Here is a 23,504-nt window from a genome sequence, read left to right on the forward strand (position 1 = left end):
GCAGCTTCGTAGCGTCCCGGGCATGCGCTCCACCGGTTCCGTCGTCGCGGTCGTCCCGGCCCGTGCGGGTTCGAAGGGCATCCCGGGCAAGAACCTCCGCCAGGTCGCCGGGCGGTCGCTGGTGCGCCGTGCCGTCGAGGCCGCGCTCGCGAGCCCGACGATCGACGCCGTCGTGGTCTCGACCGACGGTGACGCCATCGCGGCCGAGGCCGTGTCCGCCGGCGCCCGGGTGGTCCGCCGCCCGCCGGAGCTGGCCGGTGACGAGGCCTCGTCGGAGTCGGCGGTGCTGCACGTCCTCGACGTACTCGCGGCCGCGGGCGAGGAGCCCGAGGTCGTCGTGTTCGTGCAGGCGACCTCGCCGTTCATCGACCCGGCCGACCTCGACGCCGCCGTCACCCGGGTCCGGGACGGGCACGCCGACGCGGTGTTCGCCGCGGCGCCCTCGCACGCCTTCCTCTGGCGCGTCGACGACGACGGCACCGCCCGCGCCGTGAACCACGAGCAGGCGGTCCGCCCCCGCCGGCAGGACCGCGCCCCGGAGTTCCGTGAGACGGGCGCCTTCTACGTCTTCCGCGCGACCGGCTTCCGCGAGCACCGGCACCGGTTCCACGGCCGGGTCGAACTCGTCGTCGTGGACGGTGCGGGCGCGATCGACGTCGACGAGCCGGCGGACCTCGCCCTCGCGTCCGCCCTCGCGACCCGGCTGGACCGGCCGACGAGCACGAGCCGCTCCACCGAGCACGCACCCGACCCCCGTCCGGCGACCGCGCCGCACGTCCCCGCACCGAACGGAGCACCATGACCGTCACCATCGGCACGTCCACGATCGGCGCGGGCCACCCCGCGTACCTCATCGGCGAGATCGGCCTGAACCACAACGGCGACGTCGACATCGCCAAGCGGCTCATCGACGTCGCGGCCGACGCCGGGCTGCAGGCGGTGAAGTTCCAGAAGCGCACGCCGGAGGTCGCGACGCCGGAACACATGAAGCAGACGCCCCGCAGCACGCCGTGGGGCGAGATGACGTACCTCGAGTACCGGTACCGCGTCGAGTTCGACCGCGACCAGTACATCGAGATCGGGGACCACGCGACGCTCCGGGGGCTCGACTGGTTCGCCTCGCCGTGGGACGAGCCGTCGGTCGCGTTCCTCGAGGACCTGAACGTGGTCGCGTACAAGATCGCCTCGGCGTCGGTGACGGACCTCGGTCTCCTCGCCGAGGTCGCCGCGACCGGCAAGCCCGTGATCCTGTCGACCGGCATGTCGACGCTCGAGCAGATCGACCGCGCCGTCGACGCCCTCGGCACCGAGCGCCTCGTGCTCATGCACGCGACGTCGACGTACCCGCTCCCCGCCGAAGAGGCGAACCTGCGGATGATCGACACCCTCGCGACCCGGTACGCGGGGGTCCCGGTCGGGTACTCGGGGCACGAGCCGGGCCTGCAGATCTCCATCGCCGCCGTCGCCCTCGGCGCCACCGCCCTCGAGCGCCACATCACGCTCGACCGGACGATGTGGGGCTCGGACCACGCTGCCTCGCTCGAGCCGCACGGGCTGCAGACCCTGGCGCGCGACGTCCGCATCATCGAGACCGCACTCGGCGACGGGGTCAAGCGGGTCATGCCGGGCGAGCGGGCACCGCTCGCGAAGCTTCGCCGCGTCGGAGCGTGACCGGCGACGCCCTGGACGCGACCGGCGACGGACGCGGGGCGACGGGCGGACGGGAGGCGCGCCTCCCGTCCGCCGGATCGCCGCGCGTCCGTCGGGTGGTCGGCCTGGTCGACACCGACTCGTTCGCGAAGTGGGGCGCCCACCTGCTCGCCGCCGCACCCGCGCACTGGGAGCTGGAACTCGTCACGGTGGCGACGCCGCGATCCGCGAGCCCGGCGCAGCTGCGGTCCGCGTTCCGGGGGCTCGACGGCCGGCTGGCGCACCTGGCGGCGACACCGCCGGAGCCGCTCGACGTCGACGCGATCGTCGATCGACTCCGCACCGACCCGCCGGACGCGGTCCTGGTGTCCCTGATCGGACCGGTCGCCGAACTCGTCATCGAGGAGGTCCACCGTCGGGTGCCGCGGCGGCCCGTCCTCGTGACGGGGCTGCCGGGCATCTCGTACCCGGCGAAGTGGAAGGGCGTGTTCTTCCGGGCGCGCGCCGACCTGTTCGTGCTGCACAGCCACCGCGAGGTCCGGGCGTACGAGGAGCTCGCGGCCGAGGGCGGCGTCGAGCCGCACTTCGCGCTCGCGACGCTGCCGTTCGCGCGGCCGGCGGCGTCGGACGCGGGCGCAACCGTCGGATCGCCACCCCGCGACGCCGTCGTCTTCGCTGCGCAGCCGAGCGTCCCCGCCGAGCGTGCCGACCGCGAGCGTGTCGTCGGGTGGCTCGCCGAGACCGCGCGCCGACACCCGGAGTGGCGGGTGGTGATCAAGGTCCGGGCCGGCGCCGGCGAACACCAGACGCACCGTGAGCAGGACCCGTACCCGGACCTCGTGCCCGCGGACGCCCCGGCGAACCTCGTGGTCGAGAGCGGGCCGATGTCGGTCCACCTCGACCGCGCGGTGGCCCTCGTGACGATCAGCTCGACGGCCGTGCTCGAGGCGGCGGCCCGGGGCATCCCCGCGCTCACCCTGACCGACTTCGGCATCGGCCGGCACCTCATCAACGAGGCGTTCGTGGGCAGCGGCCTCGAGGGCGACGCGATCGACCTCGTGGACGGCCGGTTCGGGACGGTCCGGCCCGCGTGGATGCACGACAACCACTTCCACCCGGAGTCCGAGAACGACTGGGCGGAGCGGGCCGAGCGGCTCATGGCGTCACGCGACGCCGGGGTGCTGCGCGATCGGCCGGCCGCGCGCCGGAGCCGGGGCGGTGTGCTCCGCCGGGCCTGGGAGCGCAAGAACGCCCTCGGGCCGGACGACCGCAGTGTGCTCGGAGCCGTCGCCCTGGCGATCGGGGCGCCGGTGCGGGCGCTGAAGCGGGTGCTGCGGCAGGGACGCCGACTGCTGCGTCCGGCGGAGCCGCCGGTGCTGCTCGCGCCGACGAGCCAGCGCGGGGAGGCGCCGGGTCGACTCGGAGACCGGCCGCCCGGAGCTGCGTCGCGCGTGGGCGGGTCAGATCGCCTTGGCGATCGCGAGGAGCAGCTGGTCCCGGGTCGGGACGCCGGGTGAACGGAAGACCTCGGCCCCGTCGTCCCGCCGCACGATGATCGTGGGGGTCGACCGGATGCCGAGGTCCTCCGCCTGGTCGGGGTGGTTCGCCACGTCCCGCTCCGTGACGTGCAGCCCGGGGACGAGCTCGGACGCCTCGGCCGACACCCGGCGGGCGGCGGCGCACGGGGCGCAGAACGAGGAGGTCCAGAGGTCGAGCTGCATGGAGTCCTGCAACGCGGGCGGGCGGGGTTCTACTCCCGCCGCGTGGAGCGGGGTGCCGCGGTGCGCGATGTCCGCCGCGCGCCGCGGCGCCGTCGGTTACTCGCGGTCGAACTCGCCGCTGCGGTCCCCGCGGTCGGCGAGGTCGTCGACCGGGTCGGACTCGCCCGGCACGTACTCGAACTCGGCCGAGGTCTGGTCGAGCACCTGGCGCGACTTCGTCATGCGATAGGTGAACGCGGTCTGGAGGCCCTCGACGTCGGCGAACACCGTGACCTCGTCGTCCAGCGCGTCGCTCGTGGCCGTGCGGGTGTCGGTCGTGCCGTCGAAGGGTCCGCCGTGGAAGATCGCGGTGTACTCGTCGCCTTCGTGGATGGTGATGTCGCTCATGCATCCCTTCTACCAGGGGCCACCTGTTGACGACTTCATAGCTTCGCTATATAGTTTTGCTATGGAATCACCGCGCGAGCAGACGATCGAGACGCTCCTCGTCTCCGTCAACCGCCTGATCCGCACCGCAGCGCAGGCGACGGGGAACACCACCTCCTCCGCCGTCTGGCGCACGCTCGGCATCCTCGAGACCGACCAGCCGCTCCGCCTCGGCGAGCTCGCGGCCGCCTCCCGCGTCGCGCAGCCGACGATGACGAGGCTCGTCGCCGGCATGCTCGCCGACGGCCTCGTGACCCGCAGCGTCGACCCGGACGACTCGCGCGGGCAGCTCATCGAACTCACCGAGGCCGGCCACGAACGGCTGGTGTCCTGGCGGGTCACCCTCACCCGGACGGTCGGCCCGCTCTTCGCCGACCTGACCGAGGACGAGTGGGACACCCTGCACGACGCCGTCGAGATCATCGCCTCCCGCACCTCCACCGCCACCAGAACGGAGACCCACGCGTGAACGCCCACGCACCCGCCGGACAGTCCGGCAGCATCCTCAAGCAGTCGTCAGCGGTCTGGGCGATCGCCTTCGCCTGCGTCGTCGCCTTCATGGGCATCGGGCTCGTCGACCCGATCCTCCCCGCGATCGCCTCGTCGCTGCGGGCCACCGCCGCCCAGACCGAGCTGCTCTTCACGAGCTACCTCGCCGTCACCGGTGTCGCGATGTTCTTCACCAGCTGGGTCTCCAGCCGCATCGGTGCGAAGAACACGCTGCTCATCGGCCTCGCGCTCATCGTGCTGTTCTCGGTGCTCGCGGCGACGTCGAACAGTGTGTGGACGATCATCGACTTCCGCGCCGGATGGGGCCTCGGGAACGCGCTCTTCATCTCCACCGCCCTCGCGACGATCGTCGGTGCGGCCTCGGGCGGCACCGCGTCCGCGATCATCCTGTACGAGGCGGCGCTCGGCCTCGGCATCGCGGTCGGCCCGCTCGTCGGCGGCCTGCTGGGCTCGGTGAGCTGGCGCGGCCCGTTCTTCGGCGTCACCACTCTCATGGCCATCGCGTTCATCGCCATCGTCACGCTCCTGAAGTCCTCGGGCCTCGAGAAGCCGACCCCGACGAAGCTCTCCGCACCGTTCCGCGCGCTCGGTCGTCCGGCACTCGCCGCCCTCGCCGTCACCGCGCTCTTCTACAACATCGGCTTCTTCGTCCTGCTGGCGTACACGCCCTTCCCGCTCGGCTTCGGCGCGCTCGGCATCGGCTTCACGTTCTTCGGCTGGGGCGTGGGCCTCGCGATCACCTCGGTCTGGGTCGCCCCGATGCTCACCGCCCGACTCCGCCGCACCACCGTGCTGAAGATCGCGCTCCCGCTGCTCGCGCTCGACCTGTTCGCCGCCGCCGTGGTCGTGCACTCGCAGGTCGGCCTGGTCATCTCGGTCATCGTCGGCGGTCTCGTGCTCGGTGTCCTCAACACCGTCCTCACCGAGTGCGTCATGGAGGCCACCGACCTCCCCCGCTCCGTCGCGTCGAGCGCCTACTCGGCCGTGCGCTTCATCGGCGGCGCGATCGCCCCACCCGTGGCCACGCTGCTCGCCCACCGCTTCGCCCCGTCCGCCGCGTACGTCTTCGCGGGGCTGTCCGTCGCCGTCGCGTTCGTCGTGGTCGTGTGCACCACGCGCGTGCTGCGCCGGGTGGACGACGGCGCCGAGCCGGAGCGCGTCGAGGCCGAGGCCATCGGCGCCGGCGAGATGGCCTAGCCCGGGGCCCGCTCGTCCCCTTCCGCCCGCTCGCGCTTCCCCCGCGCGAGCGGGCGAAACACGTCCCGCTCCCGCCCCGCACACACCACATCCCGCCCGCTCGCGCCTCCGCCGCGCGAGCGGGCGAAACACGTCCCGCTCACGCCCCGTGCCCGACACATCCCGCCCGCGCGCGCCACCGCCGCGCGAGCGGGCGAAACACGTCCCGCTCACGCCCCGCACCCACCACATCCCGCCCGCTCGCGCCTCCCCCGCGCGAGCGGGCGGAAGTCGTCGTGGCGACCGCGGGCACGCGACCGGATTCGCCCGTTGGCCAGCTGCGCCCGTCCGCAGGGTGACCGTCTGGAGGCGCGACACGGTCCCGAGGGGCCGGCCCGCGCCTCCAGGCAGTCGCCCTCAACCCACCGGAGGGCGCGATCGGGCGGAACACGTTCGGCGTACGCCCCTCGCGCTGCACCGATCGCCCGCTCGCGCGGAGCGCGCAGCGAGCGGGCGGAACCCGTTCCGCGCCCGCCAAGGTCGCCGCACAATCCGCCCGTTCAGCGCTCCTCCCCCGCCCGCTCGGGCAGCCCACCCGGCGAGCGGGCGGGAAACGTCCCGGTCGCGCCACGAGCGTTGCAGACATCGCCCGCTCGCGAGCGCGCCACCCAGCACGCGATCGCCCGCGCGCGCCACCGAGCACCCGAGCGAGCACCCCAGCACCCGAGCGACCCCCCGAGCGCCAGCCCGCACTCCCACCCAGCACCGGGCCCCGCGCCACCGCGGAATAGGATCGACACCATGGCAACTGCGAACGACCGCCTCGTCTGGATCGACTGCGAGATGACGGGCCTCGACCTCGAGGTCGACGAACTCGTCGAGGTGGCCGTCGTCGTCACCGACTTCGACCTCGTCCCCGTGCACCCCGGCTTCGACATCGTGATCAAGCCCGACCAGTCGGCGCTCGACAACATGAACGAGTTCGTCACGAACATGCACACCACCTCGGGGCTGCTCGAGGAGATCCCGAACGGTGTGAGCCTCGCGGACGCCGAGTACCAGGTGCTCGAGTACATCCTCGAACACGTCCCCGCCGAGGGTTCCGCTCCCCTCGCGGGCAACACGATCGGCACCGACCGCTCGTTCCTGTCGAAGTACATGCCCCGCGTCGACGGCCACCTGCACTACCGCAGCGTCGACGTCTCGAGCATCAAGGAGCTCTGCCGCCGCTGGTTCCCGCGCGTCTACTTCAACGCCCCCGAGAAGCACGGCGGGCACCGGGCGCTCGCGGACATCCTCGAGTCCATCCGCGAGCTCGAGTACTACCGCCGCGCCGGCTTCGTCGCCGAGCCCGGGCCCTCCTCGGAGGACGTCAAGGCGGTCGCGAACGAGGTCGTCACCAAGTGGGAGCCGCGGCTCGCGCAGTAGGACACGCCGCCTCCGGCGCGTCCAGGAGGCGCGGCTCGCCCCACGTGGTCCGACCCGCCTCCGGCATGTACTACTATTGAGTGGTCGCGCCGGTCGCCCGGTGTGCACATGGTGGATATAGCTCAGTTGGTAGAGCGCCTGGTTGTGGTCTAGGAGGTCGCGGGTTCGAGACCCGTTATTCACCCCAGTCGAGGGAGAGTCCGGTTGCGTGAGACGCAACCGGGGCTCTCCCTCAGTGTTTGTCTGGGCGCCTCCGGCGCCGTGCGGCTTCGCCGCGCGGACGGCCAGCACGCCGTGAGACGATCGGCGGCGTGATGGAGATGTCCGCCGATGCCTTCGAGCAGCTCGTGACCGACGAGCTCGACCTGCTCCCCGACGAGATGGTCGACGGACTCGACAACGTAGTGTTCGTCGTCGAGGACGAACCGGAGGACGGCGAACAGCTCTTCGGCGTGTACGACGGCGTCGCGGCGACCGAGCGCGGCCAGTACGGCTTCGGCGAGCTGCCCGACCGGATCGTGGTGTTCCGGAAGCAGCACCTCGCCGAGTGCGACACGCTCGAGGAACTCAAGGACGAGGTGCACACCACGCTCGTGCACGAGATCGGGCACTTCTACGGCATCGACGACGAGCGCCTGCACGAGCTCGGCTGGGCGTAGCCCGCCGCTCCCGCGCCCGAGTCTCGGCCCCGCGGACAGTTTCGCGGCGCGGCGGCGCGAAACCGTCCGCCGAGCCGAGTCTCGGGGCGGCGCAGCCCACCCCGCGCGGCACGACGGGCGCAGCCCGCCCCGCGCGGCACGACGGGCGCAGCCCGCCCCGCGCGACACGACGGGCGGGTGCGGGCACCGTCGCGGTTCGACGCGACGATGCCCGCTGCGAGGTCGGGGAATCAGGTCCCGGCCTCACGGCTCCGCCCGTTCACTCGGTGCCCCGTCGGGGCCGGGCGGAGGTCGAGGTGGTCGTCAGTGACCGGATCCGAGGGTGCCGGCGAGGCGGCCGTGGAACGCCCGGCTGGCGTCGTTCATCCCGCGGATCTCGACGCGCTTGCCGTGCTGGTGGTACTTCGTCTCGATCGCGTCGAGCGCCGCGACGGTGGAGGCGTCCCACACATGCGACCTCGTCATGTCGATCACCACGAGATCCGGGTCGTCGGTGTAGTCGAACTGGGTGGTGAGGTCGTTCGAGGAGGCGAAGAAGAGCTCACCCTCGACCGCGTACAGGGCATGCTGCGCGCCGTCCGGCAGCGTCTCGATGCTCCGCGACACGTTCGTGAAGTGGGAGACGCGGCGGGCGAAGACGACCATCGCGGCGACGACGCCGATGATGACGCCGATCGCGAGGTTGTCGGTGGCGACCACGATCACGACGGTGAGCACCATGACGATGGTCTCGCCGACAGGCATCCGCTTCAGGGTGGCAGGCCTGATGCTGTGCCAGTCGAAGGTGCCGACCGAGACCATCACCATGACGGCGACGAGGGCGGCCATCGGGATGATCGCGACGACGTCGCCGAGACCGACCACCAGCACGAGCAGGAAGACTCCGGACAGGAAGGTCGAGATGCGCGTGCGGGCACCGGAGGCCTTCACGTTGATCATGGTCTGCCCGATCATCGCGCATCCGCCCATGCCACCGAACAATCCGGAGGCGATGTTCGCGACGCCCTGGCCGAGGGCCTCTCGGGTCTTCCGGGAGCCGGTGTCGGTGACCTCGTCGACGAGCTTCGCCGTCATCAGCGACTCGAGGAGCCCGACCAGGGCCATCGCGAGTGCGTACGGGGCGATGATCGTGAGGGTCTCGAGGGTCAGCGGCACGTTCGGGATGACCAGTGTCGGGAGGCTGTCGGGGAGCTTGCCCTCGTCACCGACGGTCGGGATGGCGATCGACGCGAACACGGTCACCAGGGTCAGGACGACGATCGCGACGAGCGGTGCGGGGATCGCCGTGGTGAACCGGGGCAGCAGGACGATGATCGCGATGCCGGCGGCGGCGATCGGCCACACCAGCCACGAGACGCCGATGATGTTCGGCAGCTGCGCGGTGAAGATGAGGATGGCGAGCGCGTTGACGAAGCCGACCATCACCGACCGGGGCACGAACCGCATCAGCTTCGCCGCTCCCAGCCCGCCGAGGATCAGCTGGAAGACCCCGCCGAGCAGGACGGTGGCGATGAGGTAGTCGAGGCCGTGCTCCTTGACGACCGGGGCGACGACGAGGGCGATCGCGCCGGTGGCGCCGGTGATCATCGCGGCTCGGCCACCGACGAACGAGATGACGACGGCCATCACGAACGCCGAGAACAGGCCGACACGGGGGTCGACGCCGGCGATGATCGAGAACGAGATCGCCTCGGGGATCAGGGCGAGGGCGACGACGAGGCCGGCGAAGACCTCGCGGAGCAGGACCTTCGGGTTCCGCAGGGCGGACAGGACGGTGGGACTGGGATGCGCCTGGACGGGCACGGACTGCGTGACGGTCGTCACGGTTCTCCTTCGGATGGTGGGGTGCGGGCGCTGCGCCCGCGAGAGCTGTTCGTGGGGCGCGTCATCGCGCACGGCCGGCGACGTCGAGGCGTGCGGCACATCTCAACTCTTCCGTCGCGGGAGAGTTGCTGTGGTTCGACTCTAACGCAACGGGAGGGTTGGTGCGCAAGACCGGGACTGCAGATCGCGCGGCGGTACGCTCGCCAGGACACGACGACGGCACGGAGGCTCCTGGCATGACGGACGACGCGGCACCGACCACGATGCACATCGGCGACCTCGCCGAACGCACCGGCCTGTCCCACCGCACGATCCGCCACTACGACGAGGTCGGTCTGCTCCGTCCTTCCGGTCGCTCCGAGGGCGGGTTCCGGCTGTACACCGACACGGACCTCGCTCGACTGCTCGTCATCCGCCGCATGAAGCCCCTCGGGTTCAGTCTCGAGCAGATGGCCGAGCTCCTGGCCGTCGTCGACGCCCTCGACCGGACCGACGACGACGCCGAACGAGCCCGCCTCCGTGGCGAGCTCGACGCGTACGTCCGCGACACCGAGCTGCGCCGCGCGAAGCTGGAACAGCAGCTCGGCATGGCCGACGAGTTCCTCGGGATCCTCCGCAGTCGGTAGCCGCGGCCCGACCGCCCGAGCGGTGACCGGCCAGGAGGCGCGACGTGCGTCCGCAGGGCGGGTCGCGCCTCCTGGCCGGTGCGTCCGCACGCGCCGCACGGCGGGGTCGCGCGCGCAGGCGCGTCGCCGCGTACAGTCCCACGCAACGCACGAGCGGCGAGCGATCGGGGAACGCGATGCGACTCATCACCGGGACGACACTCGTCGTGGCACTGGCGGCGGCAGCGCTGGTCGGTGTGGCGCCACCGGCGACCGCGCTCGGCTCCGGGGCGATCACCGTGCAGCTCGCCTCACCGGACGGCACCCCGATCCGCCTGGCGGACGTGGAGCTCGCGGCGATCGGCGTCGACGTCGTCATCGGGAACGCCACCACCGACGACGACGGCACCGCGACGTTCACGGGCATCCCCGCACCGGACACCGTCACGGTGACGACACGGCAGCTGCCGCCGCACGGAGCAGACACGTACGCGCCCGGCCTCCGCGCGGGCATCGCGGTGCGCGGTGGTTCGACGGTCGCGGTCACCGTGCCGCTGGTGGTCGGCGCCACCGTGCAGGGCGGGGTGGTCGGACCCGACGGCCCGGCCGCCGGACGCCTGATGTACGCGTGGAACGAGGACACCTCGCAGGTGTTCCGCACGACCTCGGACGGCGCGGGCGAGTACCGGTTCGTCGGCCTGAGCACCGGGCTGTACCGCATCGAGGCGTACGCGAACGGGTTGGCCTCGCCCGCCGTCTGGAAGACCCGGGTGTACCAGCAGCGAGGGACGCTGCCGGCTTCCCAGGTGACGTTGTCACGGCACTACGCGCACAGCGACTACGACCTGCTCGTCTTCGCGACGTCCGGCACCTCGTCGGCACAGCTCAGCGGCGCACGCGTCACGGTGACCGACGTGGCGACCGGTGCGTCGTCCTCGACCCGGTTCTCGACGGTGCTCGACAGCGAGCAGACCGCGCAGTTCCAGATCCCCTCGGGGCAGTACGTGGTGGAGCTGCGGACGGCGGCGACGAGTGCGACGCCGGCGCGGACACTGTGGCTCGCACGTCCGGCTGGCGGGTACCGGTACGTGACCGGGCGCGCGCAGGCCGTACCCGTCCGGGTCGTGTTCGGCGGGTTCAACGGGTGGGGCGGGGCCGTCCCGGACGCCGCAGTGCGCTGAGCATCCGCGCCGAGGTTTCGCGCTGACCGACACTTCACGGGCGCGTCCGGGCGTGCGGTGTCGGCCAGCCCGTGACGTTCGCTCGCGGGACGGCCGGCGGCGCCGGCGGGCGGCGCAGGGCACGGCACGGCACGGCACGGCACGGAGCATCCGCGCCGAGGTTTCGCGCTGGGCGACACCTCACGGGCGTGTCCAAGCGTGAGGTGTCGACCAGCCCGTGAAGTCGTCGGGCGGCGGGCGGCGCGGGGCGGGGCGGGCGGCGCGGGGCGGGGCGGGCGGCAGGCGGGCGGCGCGGCGCGGCGCCGAGCGGGAGGCACGGAGGCGCGGCGCGCTACGTCCGCAGCACCACGTCCGCGAGCTTCGCGGGCCGCTCGGCCGCGATGAACGCCGACTCCTGGGCTGCCCAGCGCTCCCACTCCCGGGCGAACACGTCGCCGTCACGGCCGATCGCCCGGTCCCACCGGGTGCCGTCGTCGGCCTCGAGCCACACCCGGAGCGACGCCAGCGGCGCCGAACCGCGCGAGAGCGCACCACACCCCTCGACGACGATCGGGCGCTCGGGGTCGACGGGTGCCCACTCCGCCGGCGAGGACGTCGCCCAGTCCCACCGCCGGTACCCCGACGGCTCCCCCAGGACGTCGGTCACCACGGCCCGAGCGGCGGCGGCCAGTCCGTCCCACCCCGGGTAGACGTCGTCGAGGTGCACGACCTCGGCGCCGAGCCGGTCGCCGAGCACGGTGCCGAGCGTCGTCTTCCCGGTGCCGGACCGCCCGTCGACGAGCACGACGAGCCGGGTGCCCGACGCGGTCGCGACCCCGGCTGCCGCGGCGGCGAGGCCCTCGACGAGCGAGTCCGCCGGACCGGCAGCGCCGGCAGCGCCGACAGCACCGGCCGCGTCCACGGCACCGGCCGCGCCGACAGCGCCGACAGCACCGGCCGCGTCCACGGCGCCGGCCGCGCCGACAGCGCCGGAAGCGCCGACGGCGCCGCGCTCAGGCACGCCAGGTCCCCGCCGCCACGGCGACCACGATCGACACGACCCCGATGCCGACGAGCACGCCGACCATCGCCCACTCCGGCCCCGCGAACCGGGCGGTCCGTGCCCACGTCCGCCGCCCGGGAGCGCCGAACCCGCGCGACTCCATCGCCACCGCCAGCGTCGTCGCCCGCCGCAGCGCGAGCACGAGCAGCGCGAACGCCATCGACGCGCCTCGCCGCAGCCGGCCGGTGTCCGCGACGCCCCGGGCACGACGGGCCATGCCGAGCTGTCGCCAGTCGTCTCCGAGGAGGGTCGTCATCCGGATCGCCGCCAGCGACCCGAGCACGAACCGTGCGGGCAGCCGCAGCAGCTGCGCCAGCCCGTCCGCGAGGTCCGTCGGGTCCACCCGGACGAACAACGCCACCGCCGGCAGGCCGACCGCGAGCACACGCAACGCCGTCGCGAGCGCGAGCTCGAGGGACCCGTCGGTCACGTGGGCGAAGCCGAGGTCGAACCACTCGCGACCGGAGGCCCGCCCGTACAACGCGATGCTCAGCGCGGTCAGGGGGACCGCGACGAGGACCGGCGACGTGCGCAGCAACAGGGTGCGCGGCGGGATCCGGAGCAGCGGCAGGAGCAGGAGCTCCAGGCCGAGCGCGACGGTCGCGGACACGACGTCGAGGCTCAGCACCAGACAGATCCCGAGCGCGAGGACGCCCAGCAGCGAGGCGACCGGCTGGACCCCGCGGACGCCACGGGCGCGCGTGGTGCCGTCGGGTGGGCCGGGAGGCGCGGCTCGTCCGGGCAGACCGGCTGCGGTGGGGTGCGTGGTCACCGGGACACCCCCGTGGCCGGCCCGTGCCTGCCCCGCACCGGCGCGGCGGGTGCTCCGCTCACCGCCGTCACCCCGGTCGCGCCGAGCACGACCTCGTCGGCGTCGAGGGCGCGGACGAGGTCCTGGTCGTGGGTCACGGCGACGATCGCGGTGCCGGCGTCGGCCAGTCCGCCGAGGCGTTCGACCACGGCCTGCCACGTCGCCCGGTCCTGCCCGGACGTCGGCTCGTCGAGCACGATGACGGTCGGCCGCGAGGCGACGACCGTGCCGATCGCCAGCCGCCGCTGCTCGCCGCCGGACAGCGTGAACGGGTTGGCGTCCGCGAGGTGCGCGAGACCGAACGCGTCGAGCAGCTCGTCGACCCGCTCGTCGACGTCCGGTGCGCCGAGTGCCCGGGGGCCGACGGCGAGTTCCTCGCGGACGGTGCGGGCGACGAACTGGTGCTCGGGGTCCTGGAAGACCGTGCCGATCCGACCGGCCAGCTGCGTGCTCGTCCAGGCGGCGGGCGCGTCGCCGATCCCGTCGGCGAGGTCCGTGCCCGCGCGGAGGGAGCCGGCGGCCGGGCGCAGGAGTCCGGCGAGCGTCAGGCCGAGCGTCGACTTGCCGACACCGTTCGGCCCGGTGACGGCGAGCACGCGTCCGGCCCGGACGTCGAGGTCGATCCCGCTCCCGACCGGCTGCCGCCGACCCCGGGCGGTCCCGAGCCCGCGCGCCGCGAGCAGGACGGCGTCGCCCACGGGTGCGTCCGTGCCGCCGTCCGCTCCCGCCTCGTCGAACGGGCGGGATCCGCTCGGTCCCCCGGTGGCGACCGCGCCCGTTCCGCCCGTTCGCGGCGGCGTGCGGGTGCTCCGACGAGCCGAACCGCGCGCGGGCTCCGATCCCGGCACCCAGACGCCGGCGGCGGTGAGCGTCGGGCCGTGGGCGGCGAGGACATCCGCCGGCGCACCGTCGGCGACGACACCGCCGGCCGGTTCGAGCAGCACGAGCCGGTCGACCAGGTCCAGCCAGGTGCCGATCCGGTGTTCGACGACGAGCAGGGTCGCCCCGGTCTCGTCGAGGAGCGCCCGGACGGCGTCGTGGACCTGCACGACCCCGGCGGGGTCGAGGTTCGCGCACGGCTCGTCGAGCACGAGGGCTCCCGGGCGCATGGCGAGCACACCGGCGAGGGCGAGCCGCTGCCGCTGCCCACCGGACAGCATCGTGGTGGACCGGTCGAGCGGCAGGTCGAGGCCGACGACCTCGAGCGCGTGCCGGACGCGCTGCCAGGTCTCGTCGCGCGGGACCCCGGCGTTCTCGCATCCGAACGCCACGTCGTCGCCGACGCGGGACATCACGGTGTGCGCCTCGGGGTCCTGCATGACGAGGCCGACGCGCCCGCGGACCGCACGGGGTTCGCCACCGTCGACGAGGACCGTTCCCCGGACCGAGGCGGCGGTGTCGTCGGTGGCGTCCGGTTCGTCCGGGAGCACGCCCGCGACGGCCCGCAGGAGCGTCGACTTGCCGGCGCCGGACGGGCCGACGACCGCGACCCGCTCCCCCGGTTCCACCCGGAGGTCGACGCCTCGGACGGCCCAGGCGTCACGTTCCGCGTACCGCCAGCCCCAGTCCTCGAAGGTGATCCGCGCGGCGGTGCTGGTCACGCGACGACGCGCGGACGGCGCCTGGCGTGCTCGCGACCGGCGGCGAAGGACGACAGGACGCCCGTCGCAGCGAGGGCGCGGACGAGGAACCACGAGCCGACGCCCGCGATGAGCGCACCCGAGACGATCGCCGAGACGACGTAGACGATCTTGAACGCGAGGTCGAGCCCGGGGTACCAGAGCACCGTGTCGTTGATGCCCAGGGCGAGACCGGCCGCGGCCCCGGCGAGCACGACGACCGGCAGACGGTAGACGCGGTACAGGAACAGGGCGAGCACCAGTTCGGCGCCGAGCCCCTGCACGAGGCCGGCCTCGAGCGTGAGGAACCCCCACTGCGTGCCGAGGAGCGCCTCGACCGAGGCGGCGACCACCTCGGCGTAGAGCGCGGCGCCCGGCTTCCGGACGATGATCGCGACGACGGGGCCGGCGAGCAGCCAGACCCCGCCGAACAGCGCCTGCGTGCCGGGCAGCACGAGCGCCATCACGGCGCTGATCGGCTCGTAGCCGAACTCCCAGAGCTTGAAGACGACACCGATCGCGACGGCGAGCACGCTCGCGACGACGATGTCGACGACGCGCCACCGCAGTGAACGGGTGACGGTGGACGGTACTGCTGACGACGTGCCGATGGGCATCATTCGAGGACTCCTCCCTGCGCCGGCATGACCCGGATCAGGTTCGACGGTCGGAGCGCCACTCGCTCCCTCTCAGCCCGGCGGTCCCGGACTCCCGTGTGTGTCCCACCATCATAAACGCGTGCGCGACCGGGTGACGGATCGCGACCGCACGACGGACAGGAGGCGCGGTGCGGGCCCGCACCGCGCCTCCTGTCCGTCAGGACGTCACTTCTTGAGGACGCGGACCAGCTTGCGGAGAACCGTCCCGGTGACCCAGATGACCGGGACGCTCACCGCGAGGAGGGAGATCAGGTTCGGCTCGAACTCGAGGTCCTTGCCCGGTCGGCGGACGTACGCGCCGATCGGGATCGAGACGGCGCCGCCGCCCCCGCCGCCGCTCTCGTCGCCGTCCCCGCCGCCACCGAAGCCGAACCAGCCGAGGGACACCGGGATGAGGGTCTGGTCACCGACCTCGACCGGCTCCCCGTAGTTCGTGGCGACGCCGGCGGGGCGCACCTTCTCTGCGATCTGCGTCACGATGTTGGCCATGGCCCGGAGGCTACTCGCCGGTTCCTCCACAGGCTGCGGTCCGAGCGGATCCGTCCACCGTGGGGCCTTGTCTGCGGACGTGGAGCACCCGCGCCGATATGTTGGCGTGACCCACCACTGGAGGACCGTTTGCACACCTGGCCCGGCAACCCGTACCCGCTCGGGGCGACCTACGACGGGAGCGGCACGAACTTCGCCCTCTTCAGCGAGGTCGCCGAACGCGTGGAACTCTGTCTCTTCGACGACGACGGGAACGAACAGTGCATCGACCTCGTCGAGGTCGATGCGTACGTCTGGCACGCGTACCTCCCGAACGTCGGACCGGGCCAGCAGTACGGCTTCCGCGTCCACGGCGAGTACGCCCCCGACAAGGGCCTCCGCGCGAACCCGAAGAAGCTCCTGCTCGACCCGTACGCCAAGGCGACCAGCGGCGACATCGACTGGGACCAGGCGCTCTTCTCGTACACGTTCGGCGACCCGGACTCGACGAACGACGACGACTCGGCGGCCCACATGATGAAGGGCGTCGTCATCAACCCGTTCTTCGACTGGCAGGGCGACCGGGCGCCGCGCATCCCCTACGGCGAGACCGTCATCTACGAGGCACACGTCAAGGGCCTCACCGAGACGCACCCCGACGTACCCGAGGAGCAGCGCGGCACCTACGCCGGCGTCGCACACCCGGCGGTCATCGCGCACCTGCAGCGGCTCGGCGTCACCACGCTCGAACTCATGCCCGTGCACCAGTTCGTGAACGACTCGACGCTGCAGGAGAAGGGGCTGTCGAACTACTGGGGCTACAACACCATCGGGTTCTTCGCGCCGCACTCGCACTACTCGTCGTCGGGTGACCACGGCCAGCAGGTGCAGGAGTTCAAGGCGATGGTCCGCGAGCTGCACCGGGCCGGCATCGAGGTCGTCCTCGACGTCGTCTACAACCACACGGCCGAGGGCAACCACCTCGGCCCGACGCTGTCCTTCCGCGGCATCGACAACGCGGCGTACTACCGCCTCGTCGACGACGACAAGCGGTACTACATGGACACCACCGGCACGGGCAACTCGCTCAACGTCGGCCACCCGCACTCGCTGCAGCTGATCATGGACTCGCTGCGCTACTGGGTGACCGAGATGCACGTCGACGGCTTCCGCTTCGACCTCGCCGCGGCCCTCGCCCGTGAGTTCTACGAGGTCGACCGCCTGGCGGCCTTCTTCGAACTCGTCCAGCAGGACCCGATCGTGTCGCAGGTGAAGCTCATCGCCGAGCCGTGGGACGTCGGTCCCGGCGGCTACCAGGTCGGCAACTTCCCGCCGCAGTGGTCCGAGTGGAACGGCAAGTACCGCGACACGGTGCGCGACTTCTGGCGGGGCGAGCCCTCGACGCTCGGTGAGTTCGCCTCGCGCATCTCCGGCTCCGCCGACCTCTACGAGCACGACGGCCGGACGCCCAAGGCGAGCATCAACTTCATCACCGCGCACGACGGCTTCACGCTGTACGACCTCGTCGCCTACAACGAGAAGCACAACGACGCCAACGGCGAGGACAACAACGACGGCGAGAGCCACAACCGCTCCTGGAACTCCGGCGTCGAGGGCCCGACCGACGACCCGGACGTGAACGCCCTCCGGCTGCAGCGCCGCCGGAACTTCCTGGCGACCCTGCTGCTCAGCCAGGGCGTGCCGATGATCGCGCACGGCGACGAGCTCGGCCGCACGCAGTCCGGCAACAACAACGTCTACGCGCAGGACTCCGCGATCAGCTGGATCGACTGGGAGGCAGCCGACGACGACCTCGTCCAGTTCACGGCCGACGTCGTGAAGCTCCGGCACGACCACCCGACGTTCCGCCGCACGCGGTACTTCAACGGGCGTCCGGTCCGCCGCGGGCAGGACGAACCGCTGCCGGACGTCGTGTGGCTCACACCCTCCGGTGACGCGATGGAACCCGAGGACTGGGACTCCGGCTTCGGCAAGAGCGTCGGCATGTACCTGAACGGCAACGGGATCCGCGGGCGCGACTCCCGCGGCGAGCGCGTCACCGACGTCGGGTTCATCACCTACTTCAACGCGCACGACGACACCGTGACGTTCACCCTCCCTCCCGAGGAGTACTCACCGGGCTGGACGGTCCGGATCGACACGGCCGAGCCCGGTGCGCGCGACGACGTCCTCGACGCCGGCACCCCGCTCGACGTCCCCGCGCGCTCGATGATCGTGCTGCGCGCCGAGCCGGACCTCGAGGTCACGGTGACCCCGGTGGACACCGACGCACGCCGACCGGCCACGGCGGCACCGCAGGACGCCGTCACTCCGATCAACCCCGCCGGTGCCACGGCTCCCTCCGCCACGAGCGGCGGCCAGCAGTGACCGCGCGTCGGGTCCCCACGTCGACGTACCGGCTGCAGGTCACGCCGGACTTCGACCTGGGCGCCGCACGGGACGTCGTCGACTACGTGCGCGACCTCGGTGCCGACTGGCTCTACCTGTCGCCCGTGCTCCAGGCCGAGCCGGGCTCGCAGCACGGGTACGACGTCGTCGACCACACCAGGGTCGACGCCGAACGCGGCGGGGACGAAGCGCTCCGTGCACTCGCCGAGGCCGCGCACGCCGTCGGGCTCGGTGTCCTCGTCGACGTCGTGCCGAACCACGTCGGTGTGGCCACGCCCGCGTCGAACCCGTGGTGGTGGTCCGTGCTCGAACAGGGCCAGGGCTCCCCCGTCGCGTGGGCGTTCGACGTCGACTGGGACGCCGGCGACGGCAAGCTGCGCGTGCCGGTGCTCGACGACCGGCTGCTCGACGCGGTCGAACTCCGCGACGGCCGGCTGTACCTCGGCGACACCGCGTACCCGACCGCACCCGGGACGGTGCACGACGGCGACTCGGTGGCGGACGTCCACGCGCGACAGCACTACGAGTTCGTGCACTGGAAGCGCGCCGACCACGAGCTGAACTACCGACGCTTCTTCGCGGTGAACACGCTCGCGGCGATCCGGGTCGAGGAGCCCGAGGTGTTCGCGGCGTCCCACAGCACGATCGGGGCGTGGTTCCGCGACGGCCTCGTGGACGGGCTCCGCATCGACCACCCCGACGGCCTGTACGACCCGGCCGGGTACCTGCAGGACCTCGCGGCGCTCACCGACGGCGCGTACACGCTCGTCGAGAAGATCCTCGAGCCGGGCGAGGAACTGCCGTCCAGCTGGCCGGTCGACGGCACCACCGGCTACGACGCCCTCGGGGTGCTCGACCGCGTGTTCGTCGACCCGGCGGGCGAGGCGTCCCTGACCGCGGCGTCCGGGGCCGAACCGACCGACTGGCAGCGGCTGACGCACGACACCCGTCGTGGCATCGCGGACGGCATCCTCGGCAGCGAGGTCGAGCGGCTCGCCCGGCTGCTCGGCCCGGGTACCGGCGGCGCCGCGTCCGCACCGCTCCCCCACGAGCGGATCGTCGACGCGGTCGCCGAGATCGTCGCGTCGTTCGACGTGTACCGGACCTACCTGCCCGAGGGCGCCCACCACCTCATCGCCGCGCTCGAGCGTGCCGCTGCGGCACGGCCGGACCTCGGCGACGTGATCGACCGGATCGCGCCCGCGCTCATCGACCCGGCGAACGCGGCGGCGATCCGCCTGCAGCAGACGAGCGGCATGGTGATGGCGAAGGGCGTCGAGGACACCGCGTTCTACCGGACGTCCCGGCTGACGTCCCTGAGCGAGGTCGGCGGCGACCCGAGCGTGTTCTCGGTCTCGGTCGACGACTTCCACCAGGCGCAGCGTGACCGCCTCGGCAGCTGGCCGCACACCATGACGACCCTCACCACGCACGACACCAAGCGCAGCGAGGACACCCGTGCGCGGATCGCCGTGCTGGCCGAGCTCGGGCCGGAGTGGGCGAGCACGCTCGCGCGGCTGCAGTCACTCGCGCCGCTCGACGACGCCGTCTTCTCCGACCTGCTCTGGCAGGCGATCGTGGGCGCCCGTCCGGCCAGCCGGGAACGGCTGCACGCCTACGCCGAGAAGGCGTCGCGCGAGGCCGGCGACAGCACCACGTGGACGGCGCCGGACGAGGACTTCGAACGCCGGATGCACGCGCTCGTCGACGCCGCGTTCGACGACCCGGCCGTCGTCGCCGTCCTCGATGCCCTCGACGAACGGATCGACGCCGCGGGGTGGTCGAACGGCCTCGGGCAGAAGCTCGTGCAGCTCACCGCACCGGGCGTCCCGGACGTCTACCAGGGCACCGAGTCCTGGGACCGGTCCCTCGTCGACCCGGACAACCGCCGGCCGGTGGACTACACCGAGCGTCGGCACGTCCTGGCCGAGCTCGACGGGCCGGACGACGACGGGCCCGAACAGCTGCCCGCAGTCGGGCTGGACGGCCGGGCGAAGCTCCTCGTGACGAGTCGTGCGCTCCGCGTGCGGCGCGACCACCCGGAGCTCTTCACCCGCTACCTCGCGCTCGAGGCGACCGGCAGCGCGGCGGACCACGTGCTCGCCTTCGACCGCGGGGGTGCGATCACGATCGCGACGCGCCTGCCGATCGGCCTCGAGCGCGTCGGCGGATGGGGGGACACCCTCGTGCACGCCGTGCCGACGGACCGCGTCGACCTGCTCACCGGCCGCCGGGTCCCCGCCGACCGGGGCATCGCCCTCGCCGACCTGCTCACCGACTACCCGGTGGCGTTGCTCGTGCCGGCTCACGTGGCCGAGGCGACCGACCACGGCACCGAGGCGAACGCCCACGGCACCGCGGCGGGCGACGGCACCGCGGCGACCCACGGCACCGGTGTCGCCGCCGGTCCCGACACCACCGACGCGCCTGCCGCTGCCGCTGCCGCTGCCGACGAATCCGACGCGCAGGCCGAGATCGACATCCTGGAGGGTCACGCATGACCGCACCCGACCGCTACGCCGTCTGGGCGCCCACACCGGAGCGCGTGCGCCTCGTGGTCGACGACACGGAGTACCCGCTGACCCGCGGCGACGACGACTGGTGGACGACCGACCGGATCGCCCCCGTCGTGGGTGCCCGCTACGGCTTCCGCATCGGGGACGACGACGCCGTGCGACCCGACCCGCGCAGCCGGTTCCAGCCCGAAGGGGTGCACGGCCCGTCCGAGGTCGTCGACCCGGCGCGGTTCTCGTGGACGGACGACGCCTGGACCGGGCGTCCGGCCCGCGGCGGCGTCATCTACGAGATGCACGTCGGCACCTACACGCCCGAGGGCACGCTGGACGCCGCCGCGGCGAAGCTCGACCACCTCGTCGAGCTCGGCGTCGAGTTCGTCGAACTCCTGCCCGTCAACGCGGTGAACGGCGAGTGGAACTGGGGCTACGACGGCGTCGGCTGGTTCGCGGTGCACGCGCCGTACGGCGGACCGGACGCGTACGACCGCTTCGTCGACCGCGCGCACACCCTCGGTCTCGGCGTCATCCAGGACGTCGTCTACAACCACCTCGGACCGAGCGGCAACTACCTGCCGCTGTACGGGCCGTACCTGCTCGCGGGGCTCGGCAACACCTGGGGTGACTCGGTGAACGTCGAGCACCCCGAGGTCCGGCGCTACGTGCTCGACAACGTGCGGATGTGGTTCCGTGACCACCACGTCGACGGGCTGCGGCTCGACGCCGTGCACGCCCTGCGGGACACCACCCGGCCGCACCTGCTGCAGGCGATGGCCTCCGAGACGGACGCGTACTCGGCGTTCGTCGGGCGGCCGCTGTCGCTCATCGCGGAGTCCGACCTCAACGACCCGATCATGTTCCGCTCGCAGGACGCCGCGGGCTACGGACTCGCCGGGCAGTGGTCGGACGACTTCCACCACGCCGTGCACGTCGCCCTGACCGGTGAGACGAACGGGTACTACGGCGACTTCGCTCCCCTCTCGGCACTGGCGAAGGTGCTCGAGCACGGCTTCTTCCACGACGGCACGTGGTCGTCGTTCCGGCGGAAGCGGCACGGACGGCCCATCGACCGCGGGACCTCGCCGGCCACGGCGCTCGTCGTGGCGAACCAGAACCACGACCAGATCGGCAACCGCGCGACCGGCGACCGGCTCGCCGCGAGCCTGACCGACGAGGGCCTCGTGATCGCCGCCGCGCTGACGCTGCTCGGCCCCTTCACGCCGATGCTCTTCATGGGCGAGGAGTTCGCTGCCTCGACCCCGTGGCAGTTCTTCACGTCGCACCCCGAACCGGAGCTCGGCAAGGCCACCGCCGAGGGGCGCATCACGGAGTTCGCGGAACACGGCTGGGACGAGTCCGCCGTGCCGGACCCGCAGGACCCGACGACGTTCACGAACTCGAAGCTCGACTGGTCGGACGTCGAGTCCGAGCGGGGGGCGGCGATCCTCCGGGCCTACCGGGTGCTCGTCGCGCTGCGGCGGACCGACGGGGCCTTCGTCGACCAGCGCTACGAAGCGAACGCCGTGCGGTTCAGCGAGGACCGCCGGTGGCTCGTCCTGACCCGCGGGCTGCTCGGACCCGACGCCCGCCCGGTGCACGTCGTGGTGAACTTCCTCGACGACGCGGCCGAGGTGCCCGTGCCGGGCGCCACGGGCGAGGAGCTCTACCGCTTCGGCGAGGCGGACGTCGAGACGGACTGCGTCCGCTTCGCGGGGCGCGGTGTGGTCGTGCTGCGCTGACCGCTGCCGATGCGTGACCGGACGGCCCGTGGCGACACCGCCGCGGGCCGTCCGTCTCCGTGCGAGGCCCCGCGGGCCGTCCGTCTGCGTGCGACGCCCCGCGGACGCGACGACACGGCCGACGGGACTCGTCACGACGACGGACAGTCGCGATGACGGACAGCGCCATGACGGACAGGAGGCGCGGTGCCAGCTGGCACCGCGCCTCCTGTCCGTGGACGGTCGGTCCCCGGCCGCGGGGCGACCCGGGTTCGGTTCGTCAGGCCGCGTGGTCGGCGACCGCGTGCGCGTTCGCCCGGACCGACGGCAGTCGGCGGTGGTCCTTGACGAGGGAACGGGCCTCGCGGATGCGCCGGTCGATGCCCCACTTCGTGACGAGGGTGAGGCTCTCGCGGACGATGTTGCCGCTCATCTTCGACACACCGAACTCGCGTTCGGTGAACGTGATCGGGGTCTCGACGACGCGGAGGCCGGCCTCGAGCGCGCGCCAGCAGAGGTCCACCTGGAAGCAGTAGCCCTTCGAGGCGACGCCGGCGAGGTCGATCCGCTCGAACGCCCGCGAGGTGAACACGCGGAAGCCGCCGGTCGCGTCGCGCACGGCGATGCCGAGGGCGAGGCGCGTGTAGAGGTTGCCGCCGCGGGAGAGCAGCTCCCGGTACCAGGGCCAGTTCTCGACCGTGCCGCCCTTGATCCAGCGCGACCCGAGGACGAGGTCGTTCGTGTCGGCGAGCTCGATCATCCACGGCAGGTACTCGGGGTGGTGCGAGCCGTCCGCGTCCATCTCGACGAGCTTGTCGTAGCCGTGGTCGAGGCCCCAGGCGAACCCGGCGAGGTACGCGCCGCCGAGGCCGTCCTTCACGGTGCGGTGCATCACGTGCACGCGGTCGGTCTCGAGGGCGATCTCGTCGGCGATGTCGCCGGTGCCGTCCGGGGAGTTGTCGTCCACGACGAGCACGTGCACGGTCTCGTCGGTGGCCGCCAGCGTGCGCTCGACGATGGGTCGGACGTTCTCCGCCTCGTCGTAGGTCGGGATGATGACCAGTGTCGTGCTCATGGTGCTCCTT

General features: G+C 72.6%; 21 protein-coding genes, 1 tRNA gene and 1 riboswitch. Of the genes, 13 read left to right on the forward strand and 9 right to left on the reverse strand.

All coding sequences use genetic code 11. The features are described from left to right. Window positions 1-22 precede the first annotated feature (22 nt). The 3 genes from ACIQUC_RS05615 to ACIQUC_RS05625 are packed head-to-tail and all read left to right on the forward strand — an operon-like array spanning window position 23 to window position 3,167. Entirely contained in the window at window positions 23-802 is a 780-nt protein-coding gene (locus ACIQUC_RS05615; RefSeq protein WP_402264227.1) for a cytidylyltransferase domain-containing protein, read from the forward strand. Continuing rightward, window positions 799-1,671, forward strand: coding sequence for an N-acetylneuraminate synthase family protein (locus ACIQUC_RS05620; RefSeq protein WP_402264230.1), 873 nt, complete (start codon window positions 799-801; stop codon window positions 1,669-1,671). The genes ACIQUC_RS05615 and ACIQUC_RS05620 overlap by 4 nt, the downstream gene beginning before the upstream one ends. Beyond that, on the forward strand, window positions 1,668-3,167 hold the full coding sequence (locus ACIQUC_RS05625; protein WP_402264233.1) for a DUF6716 putative glycosyltransferase: 1,500 nt from the start codon (window positions 1,668-1,670) through the stop codon (window positions 3,165-3,167). The genes ACIQUC_RS05620 and ACIQUC_RS05625 overlap by 4 nt, the downstream gene beginning before the upstream one ends. Here the strand turns inward: ACIQUC_RS05625 and ACIQUC_RS05630 are convergent. Next, window positions 3,111-3,371, reverse strand: coding sequence for a thioredoxin family protein (locus ACIQUC_RS05630; RefSeq protein WP_022907438.1), 261 nt, complete (start codon window positions 3,369-3,371; stop codon window positions 3,111-3,113). The genes ACIQUC_RS05625 and ACIQUC_RS05630 overlap by 57 nt on opposite strands. Before the next feature lie 96 nt (window positions 3,372-3,467). After that, window positions 3,468-3,758, reverse strand: coding sequence for a hypothetical protein (locus tag ACIQUC_RS05635; protein ID WP_071295918.1), 291 nt, complete (start codon window positions 3,756-3,758; stop codon window positions 3,468-3,470). 61 nt (window positions 3,759-3,819) lie between these two features. Here ACIQUC_RS05635 and ACIQUC_RS05640 point away from each other — a divergent pair, with 61 nt between their 5' ends. The 5 genes from ACIQUC_RS05640 to ACIQUC_RS05660 all read left to right on the forward strand — a co-directional run bounded on the left by ACIQUC_RS05640 (window position 3,820) and on the right by ACIQUC_RS05660 (window position 7,570). Then, the gene (locus ACIQUC_RS05640) at window positions 3,820-4,266 is read left to right on the forward strand and encodes a MarR family winged helix-turn-helix transcriptional regulator (protein ID WP_402264237.1); all 447 of its coding nucleotides are present in this window, start codon (window positions 3,820-3,822) and stop codon (window positions 4,264-4,266) included. After that, window positions 4,263-5,504, forward strand: coding sequence for an MFS transporter (locus ACIQUC_RS05645; protein WP_402264240.1), 1,242 nt, complete (start codon window positions 4,263-4,265; stop codon window positions 5,502-5,504). The genes ACIQUC_RS05640 and ACIQUC_RS05645 overlap by 4 nt, the downstream gene beginning before the upstream one ends. Window positions 5,505-6,284: 780 nt before the next feature. Next, window positions 6,285-6,911 carry an oligoribonuclease gene (orn, locus tag ACIQUC_RS05650; RefSeq protein WP_022907434.1) on the forward strand — a complete coding sequence of 209 codons (627 nt, stop codon included), beginning with the start codon at window positions 6,285-6,287 and terminating at the stop codon, window positions 6,909-6,911. Between the two features lie 111 nt (window positions 6,912-7,022). Continuing rightward, window positions 7,023-7,098: transfer RNA gene (locus tag ACIQUC_RS05655), tRNA-His, on the forward strand. A 127-nt stretch (window positions 7,099-7,225) separates the two neighbouring features. Next, window positions 7,226-7,570, forward strand: a complete 345-nt coding sequence (locus ACIQUC_RS05660; RefSeq protein WP_402265671.1) for a metallopeptidase family protein — start codon at window positions 7,226-7,228, stop codon at window positions 7,568-7,570. Between the two features lie 303 nt (window positions 7,571-7,873). On the opposite strand, the gene ACIQUC_RS05665 is transcribed toward ACIQUC_RS05660, so the two are convergent. After that, window positions 7,874-9,394, reverse strand: coding sequence for a SulP family inorganic anion transporter (locus ACIQUC_RS05665; protein WP_402264243.1), 1,521 nt, complete (start codon window positions 9,392-9,394; stop codon window positions 7,874-7,876). A gap of 236 nt (window positions 9,395-9,630) precedes the next feature. Here ACIQUC_RS05665 and ACIQUC_RS05670 point away from each other — a divergent pair, with 236 nt between their 5' ends. Next, the gene (locus ACIQUC_RS05670; RefSeq protein WP_402264246.1) at window positions 9,631-10,020 is read left to right on the forward strand and encodes a MerR family transcriptional regulator; all 390 of its coding nucleotides are present in this window, start codon (window positions 9,631-9,633) and stop codon (window positions 10,018-10,020) included. 176 nt (window positions 10,021-10,196) lie between these two features. After that, entirely contained in the window at window positions 10,197-11,180 is a 984-nt protein-coding gene (locus ACIQUC_RS05675) for a carboxypeptidase-like regulatory domain-containing protein (RefSeq protein WP_402264249.1), read from the forward strand. A gap of 331 nt (window positions 11,181-11,511) precedes the next feature. Here the strand turns inward: ACIQUC_RS05675 and ACIQUC_RS05680 are convergent, their stop codons facing one another. The 5 genes from ACIQUC_RS05680 to ACIQUC_RS05700 all read right to left on the reverse strand — a co-directional run bounded on the left by ACIQUC_RS05680 (window position 11,512) and on the right by ACIQUC_RS05700 (window position 15,800). Next, window positions 11,512-12,180 (reverse strand): ATP-binding protein, encoded by a 669-nt coding sequence (locus ACIQUC_RS05680; RefSeq protein ID WP_402264252.1) that lies wholly within the window; start codon window positions 12,178-12,180, stop codon window positions 11,512-11,514. Continuing rightward, window positions 12,173-12,994, reverse strand: coding sequence for an energy-coupling factor transporter transmembrane component T family protein (locus ACIQUC_RS05685; RefSeq protein ID WP_402264255.1), 822 nt, complete (start codon window positions 12,992-12,994; stop codon window positions 12,173-12,175). Before ACIQUC_RS05685 ends, ACIQUC_RS05680 begins: the two co-directional genes overlap by 8 nt. Next, window positions 12,991-14,634: an ABC transporter ATP-binding protein gene (locus ACIQUC_RS05690; RefSeq protein ID WP_402264258.1), complete on the reverse strand. Its 1,644-nt coding sequence runs from the start codon at window positions 14,632-14,634 to the stop codon at window positions 12,991-12,993. Before ACIQUC_RS05690 ends, ACIQUC_RS05685 begins: the two co-directional genes overlap by 4 nt. Next, complete coding sequence (locus tag ACIQUC_RS05695) at window positions 14,631-15,269, reverse strand: ECF transporter S component (RefSeq protein WP_402265673.1); 639 nt, start codon at window positions 15,267-15,269, stop codon at window positions 14,631-14,633. Before ACIQUC_RS05695 ends, ACIQUC_RS05690 begins: the two co-directional genes overlap by 4 nt. Further along, window positions 15,266-15,377, reverse strand: a riboswitch (TPP riboswitch). Its footprint overlaps the gene before it by 4 nt. A 99-nt stretch (window positions 15,378-15,476) precedes the next feature. Further along, window positions 15,477-15,800, reverse strand: a complete 324-nt coding sequence (locus ACIQUC_RS05700) for a hypothetical protein (protein ID WP_402264260.1) — start codon at window positions 15,798-15,800, stop codon at window positions 15,477-15,479. 129 nt (window positions 15,801-15,929) lie between these two features. Between ACIQUC_RS05700 and glgX the strand changes: the two genes are divergently transcribed. The 3 genes from glgX to treZ are packed head-to-tail and all read left to right on the forward strand — an operon-like array spanning window position 15,930 to window position 22,440. Then, window positions 15,930-18,167: a glycogen debranching protein GlgX gene (glgX, locus tag ACIQUC_RS05705; RefSeq protein WP_402264263.1), complete on the forward strand. Its 2,238-nt coding sequence runs from the start codon at window positions 15,930-15,932 to the stop codon at window positions 18,165-18,167. Next, complete coding sequence (gene treY / locus ACIQUC_RS05710; protein ID WP_402264266.1) at window positions 18,164-20,689, forward strand: malto-oligosyltrehalose synthase; 2,526 nt, start codon at window positions 18,164-18,166, stop codon at window positions 20,687-20,689. The genes glgX and treY overlap by 4 nt, the downstream gene beginning before the upstream one ends. Then, the gene (gene treZ, locus ACIQUC_RS05715) at window positions 20,686-22,440 is read left to right on the forward strand and encodes a malto-oligosyltrehalose trehalohydrolase (protein ID WP_402264269.1); all 1,755 of its coding nucleotides are present in this window, start codon (window positions 20,686-20,688) and stop codon (window positions 22,438-22,440) included. Before treY ends, treZ begins: the two co-directional genes overlap by 4 nt. A 259-nt stretch (window positions 22,441-22,699) precedes the next feature. On the opposite strand, the gene ACIQUC_RS05720 is transcribed toward treZ, so the two are convergent. Beyond that, on the reverse strand, window positions 22,700-23,494 hold the full coding sequence (locus tag ACIQUC_RS05720; RefSeq protein WP_402264272.1) for a polyprenol monophosphomannose synthase: 795 nt from the start codon (window positions 23,492-23,494) through the stop codon (window positions 22,700-22,702). Window positions 23,495-23,504 lie beyond the last annotated feature (10 nt).

The sequence above is a fragment of the Curtobacterium sp. NPDC098951 genome (genome assembly GCF_044759965.1).
In the GTDB taxonomy this organism is placed as follows: Bacteria; Actinomycetota; Actinomycetes; order Actinomycetales; family Microbacteriaceae; genus Curtobacterium.

What these genes read in the sequence shown, in the direction of transcription:
- orn (WP_022907434.1), top strand. Translation starts at nt 6,285, where the DNA reads ATGGCAACTGCGAACGACCGCCTCGTCTGGATCGACTGCGAGATGACG.
- ACIQUC_RS05630 (WP_022907438.1), bottom strand. Translation starts at nt 3,371, where the DNA reads ATGCAGCTCGACCTCTGGACCTCCTCGTTCTGCGCCCCGTGCGCCGCC.
- ACIQUC_RS05640 (WP_402264237.1), top strand. Translation starts at nt 3,820, where the DNA reads ATGGAATCACCGCGCGAGCAGACGATCGAGACGCTCCTCGTCTCCGTC.
- ACIQUC_RS05700 (WP_402264260.1), bottom strand. Translation starts at nt 15,800, where the DNA reads ATGGCCAACATCGTGACGCAGATCGCAGAGAAGGTGCGCCCCGCCGGC.
- ACIQUC_RS05635 (WP_071295918.1), bottom strand. Translation starts at nt 3,758, where the DNA reads ATGAGCGACATCACCATCCACGAAGGCGACGAGTACACCGCGATCTTC.
- ACIQUC_RS05660 (WP_402265671.1), top strand. Translation starts at nt 7,226, where the DNA reads ATGGAGATGTCCGCCGATGCCTTCGAGCAGCTCGTGACCGACGAGCTC.
- ACIQUC_RS05695 (WP_402265673.1), bottom strand. Translation starts at nt 15,269, where the DNA reads ATGCCCATCGGCACGTCGTCAGCAGTACCGTCCACCGTCACCCGTTCA.
- ACIQUC_RS05620 (WP_402264230.1), top strand. Translation starts at nt 799, where the DNA reads ATGACCGTCACCATCGGCACGTCCACGATCGGCGCGGGCCACCCCGCG.
- ACIQUC_RS05670 (WP_402264246.1), top strand. Translation starts at nt 9,631, where the DNA reads ATGACGGACGACGCGGCACCGACCACGATGCACATCGGCGACCTCGCC.
- ACIQUC_RS05615 (WP_402264227.1), top strand. Translation starts at nt 23, where the DNA reads ATGCGCTCCACCGGTTCCGTCGTCGCGGTCGTCCCGGCCCGTGCGGGT.
- ACIQUC_RS05720 (WP_402264272.1), bottom strand. Translation starts at nt 23,494, where the DNA reads ATGAGCACGACACTGGTCATCATCCCGACCTACGACGAGGCGGAGAAC.
- ACIQUC_RS05675 (WP_402264249.1), top strand. Translation starts at nt 10,197, where the DNA reads ATGCGACTCATCACCGGGACGACACTCGTCGTGGCACTGGCGGCGGCA.
- treZ (WP_402264269.1), top strand. Translation starts at nt 20,686, where the DNA reads ATGACCGCACCCGACCGCTACGCCGTCTGGGCGCCCACACCGGAGCGC.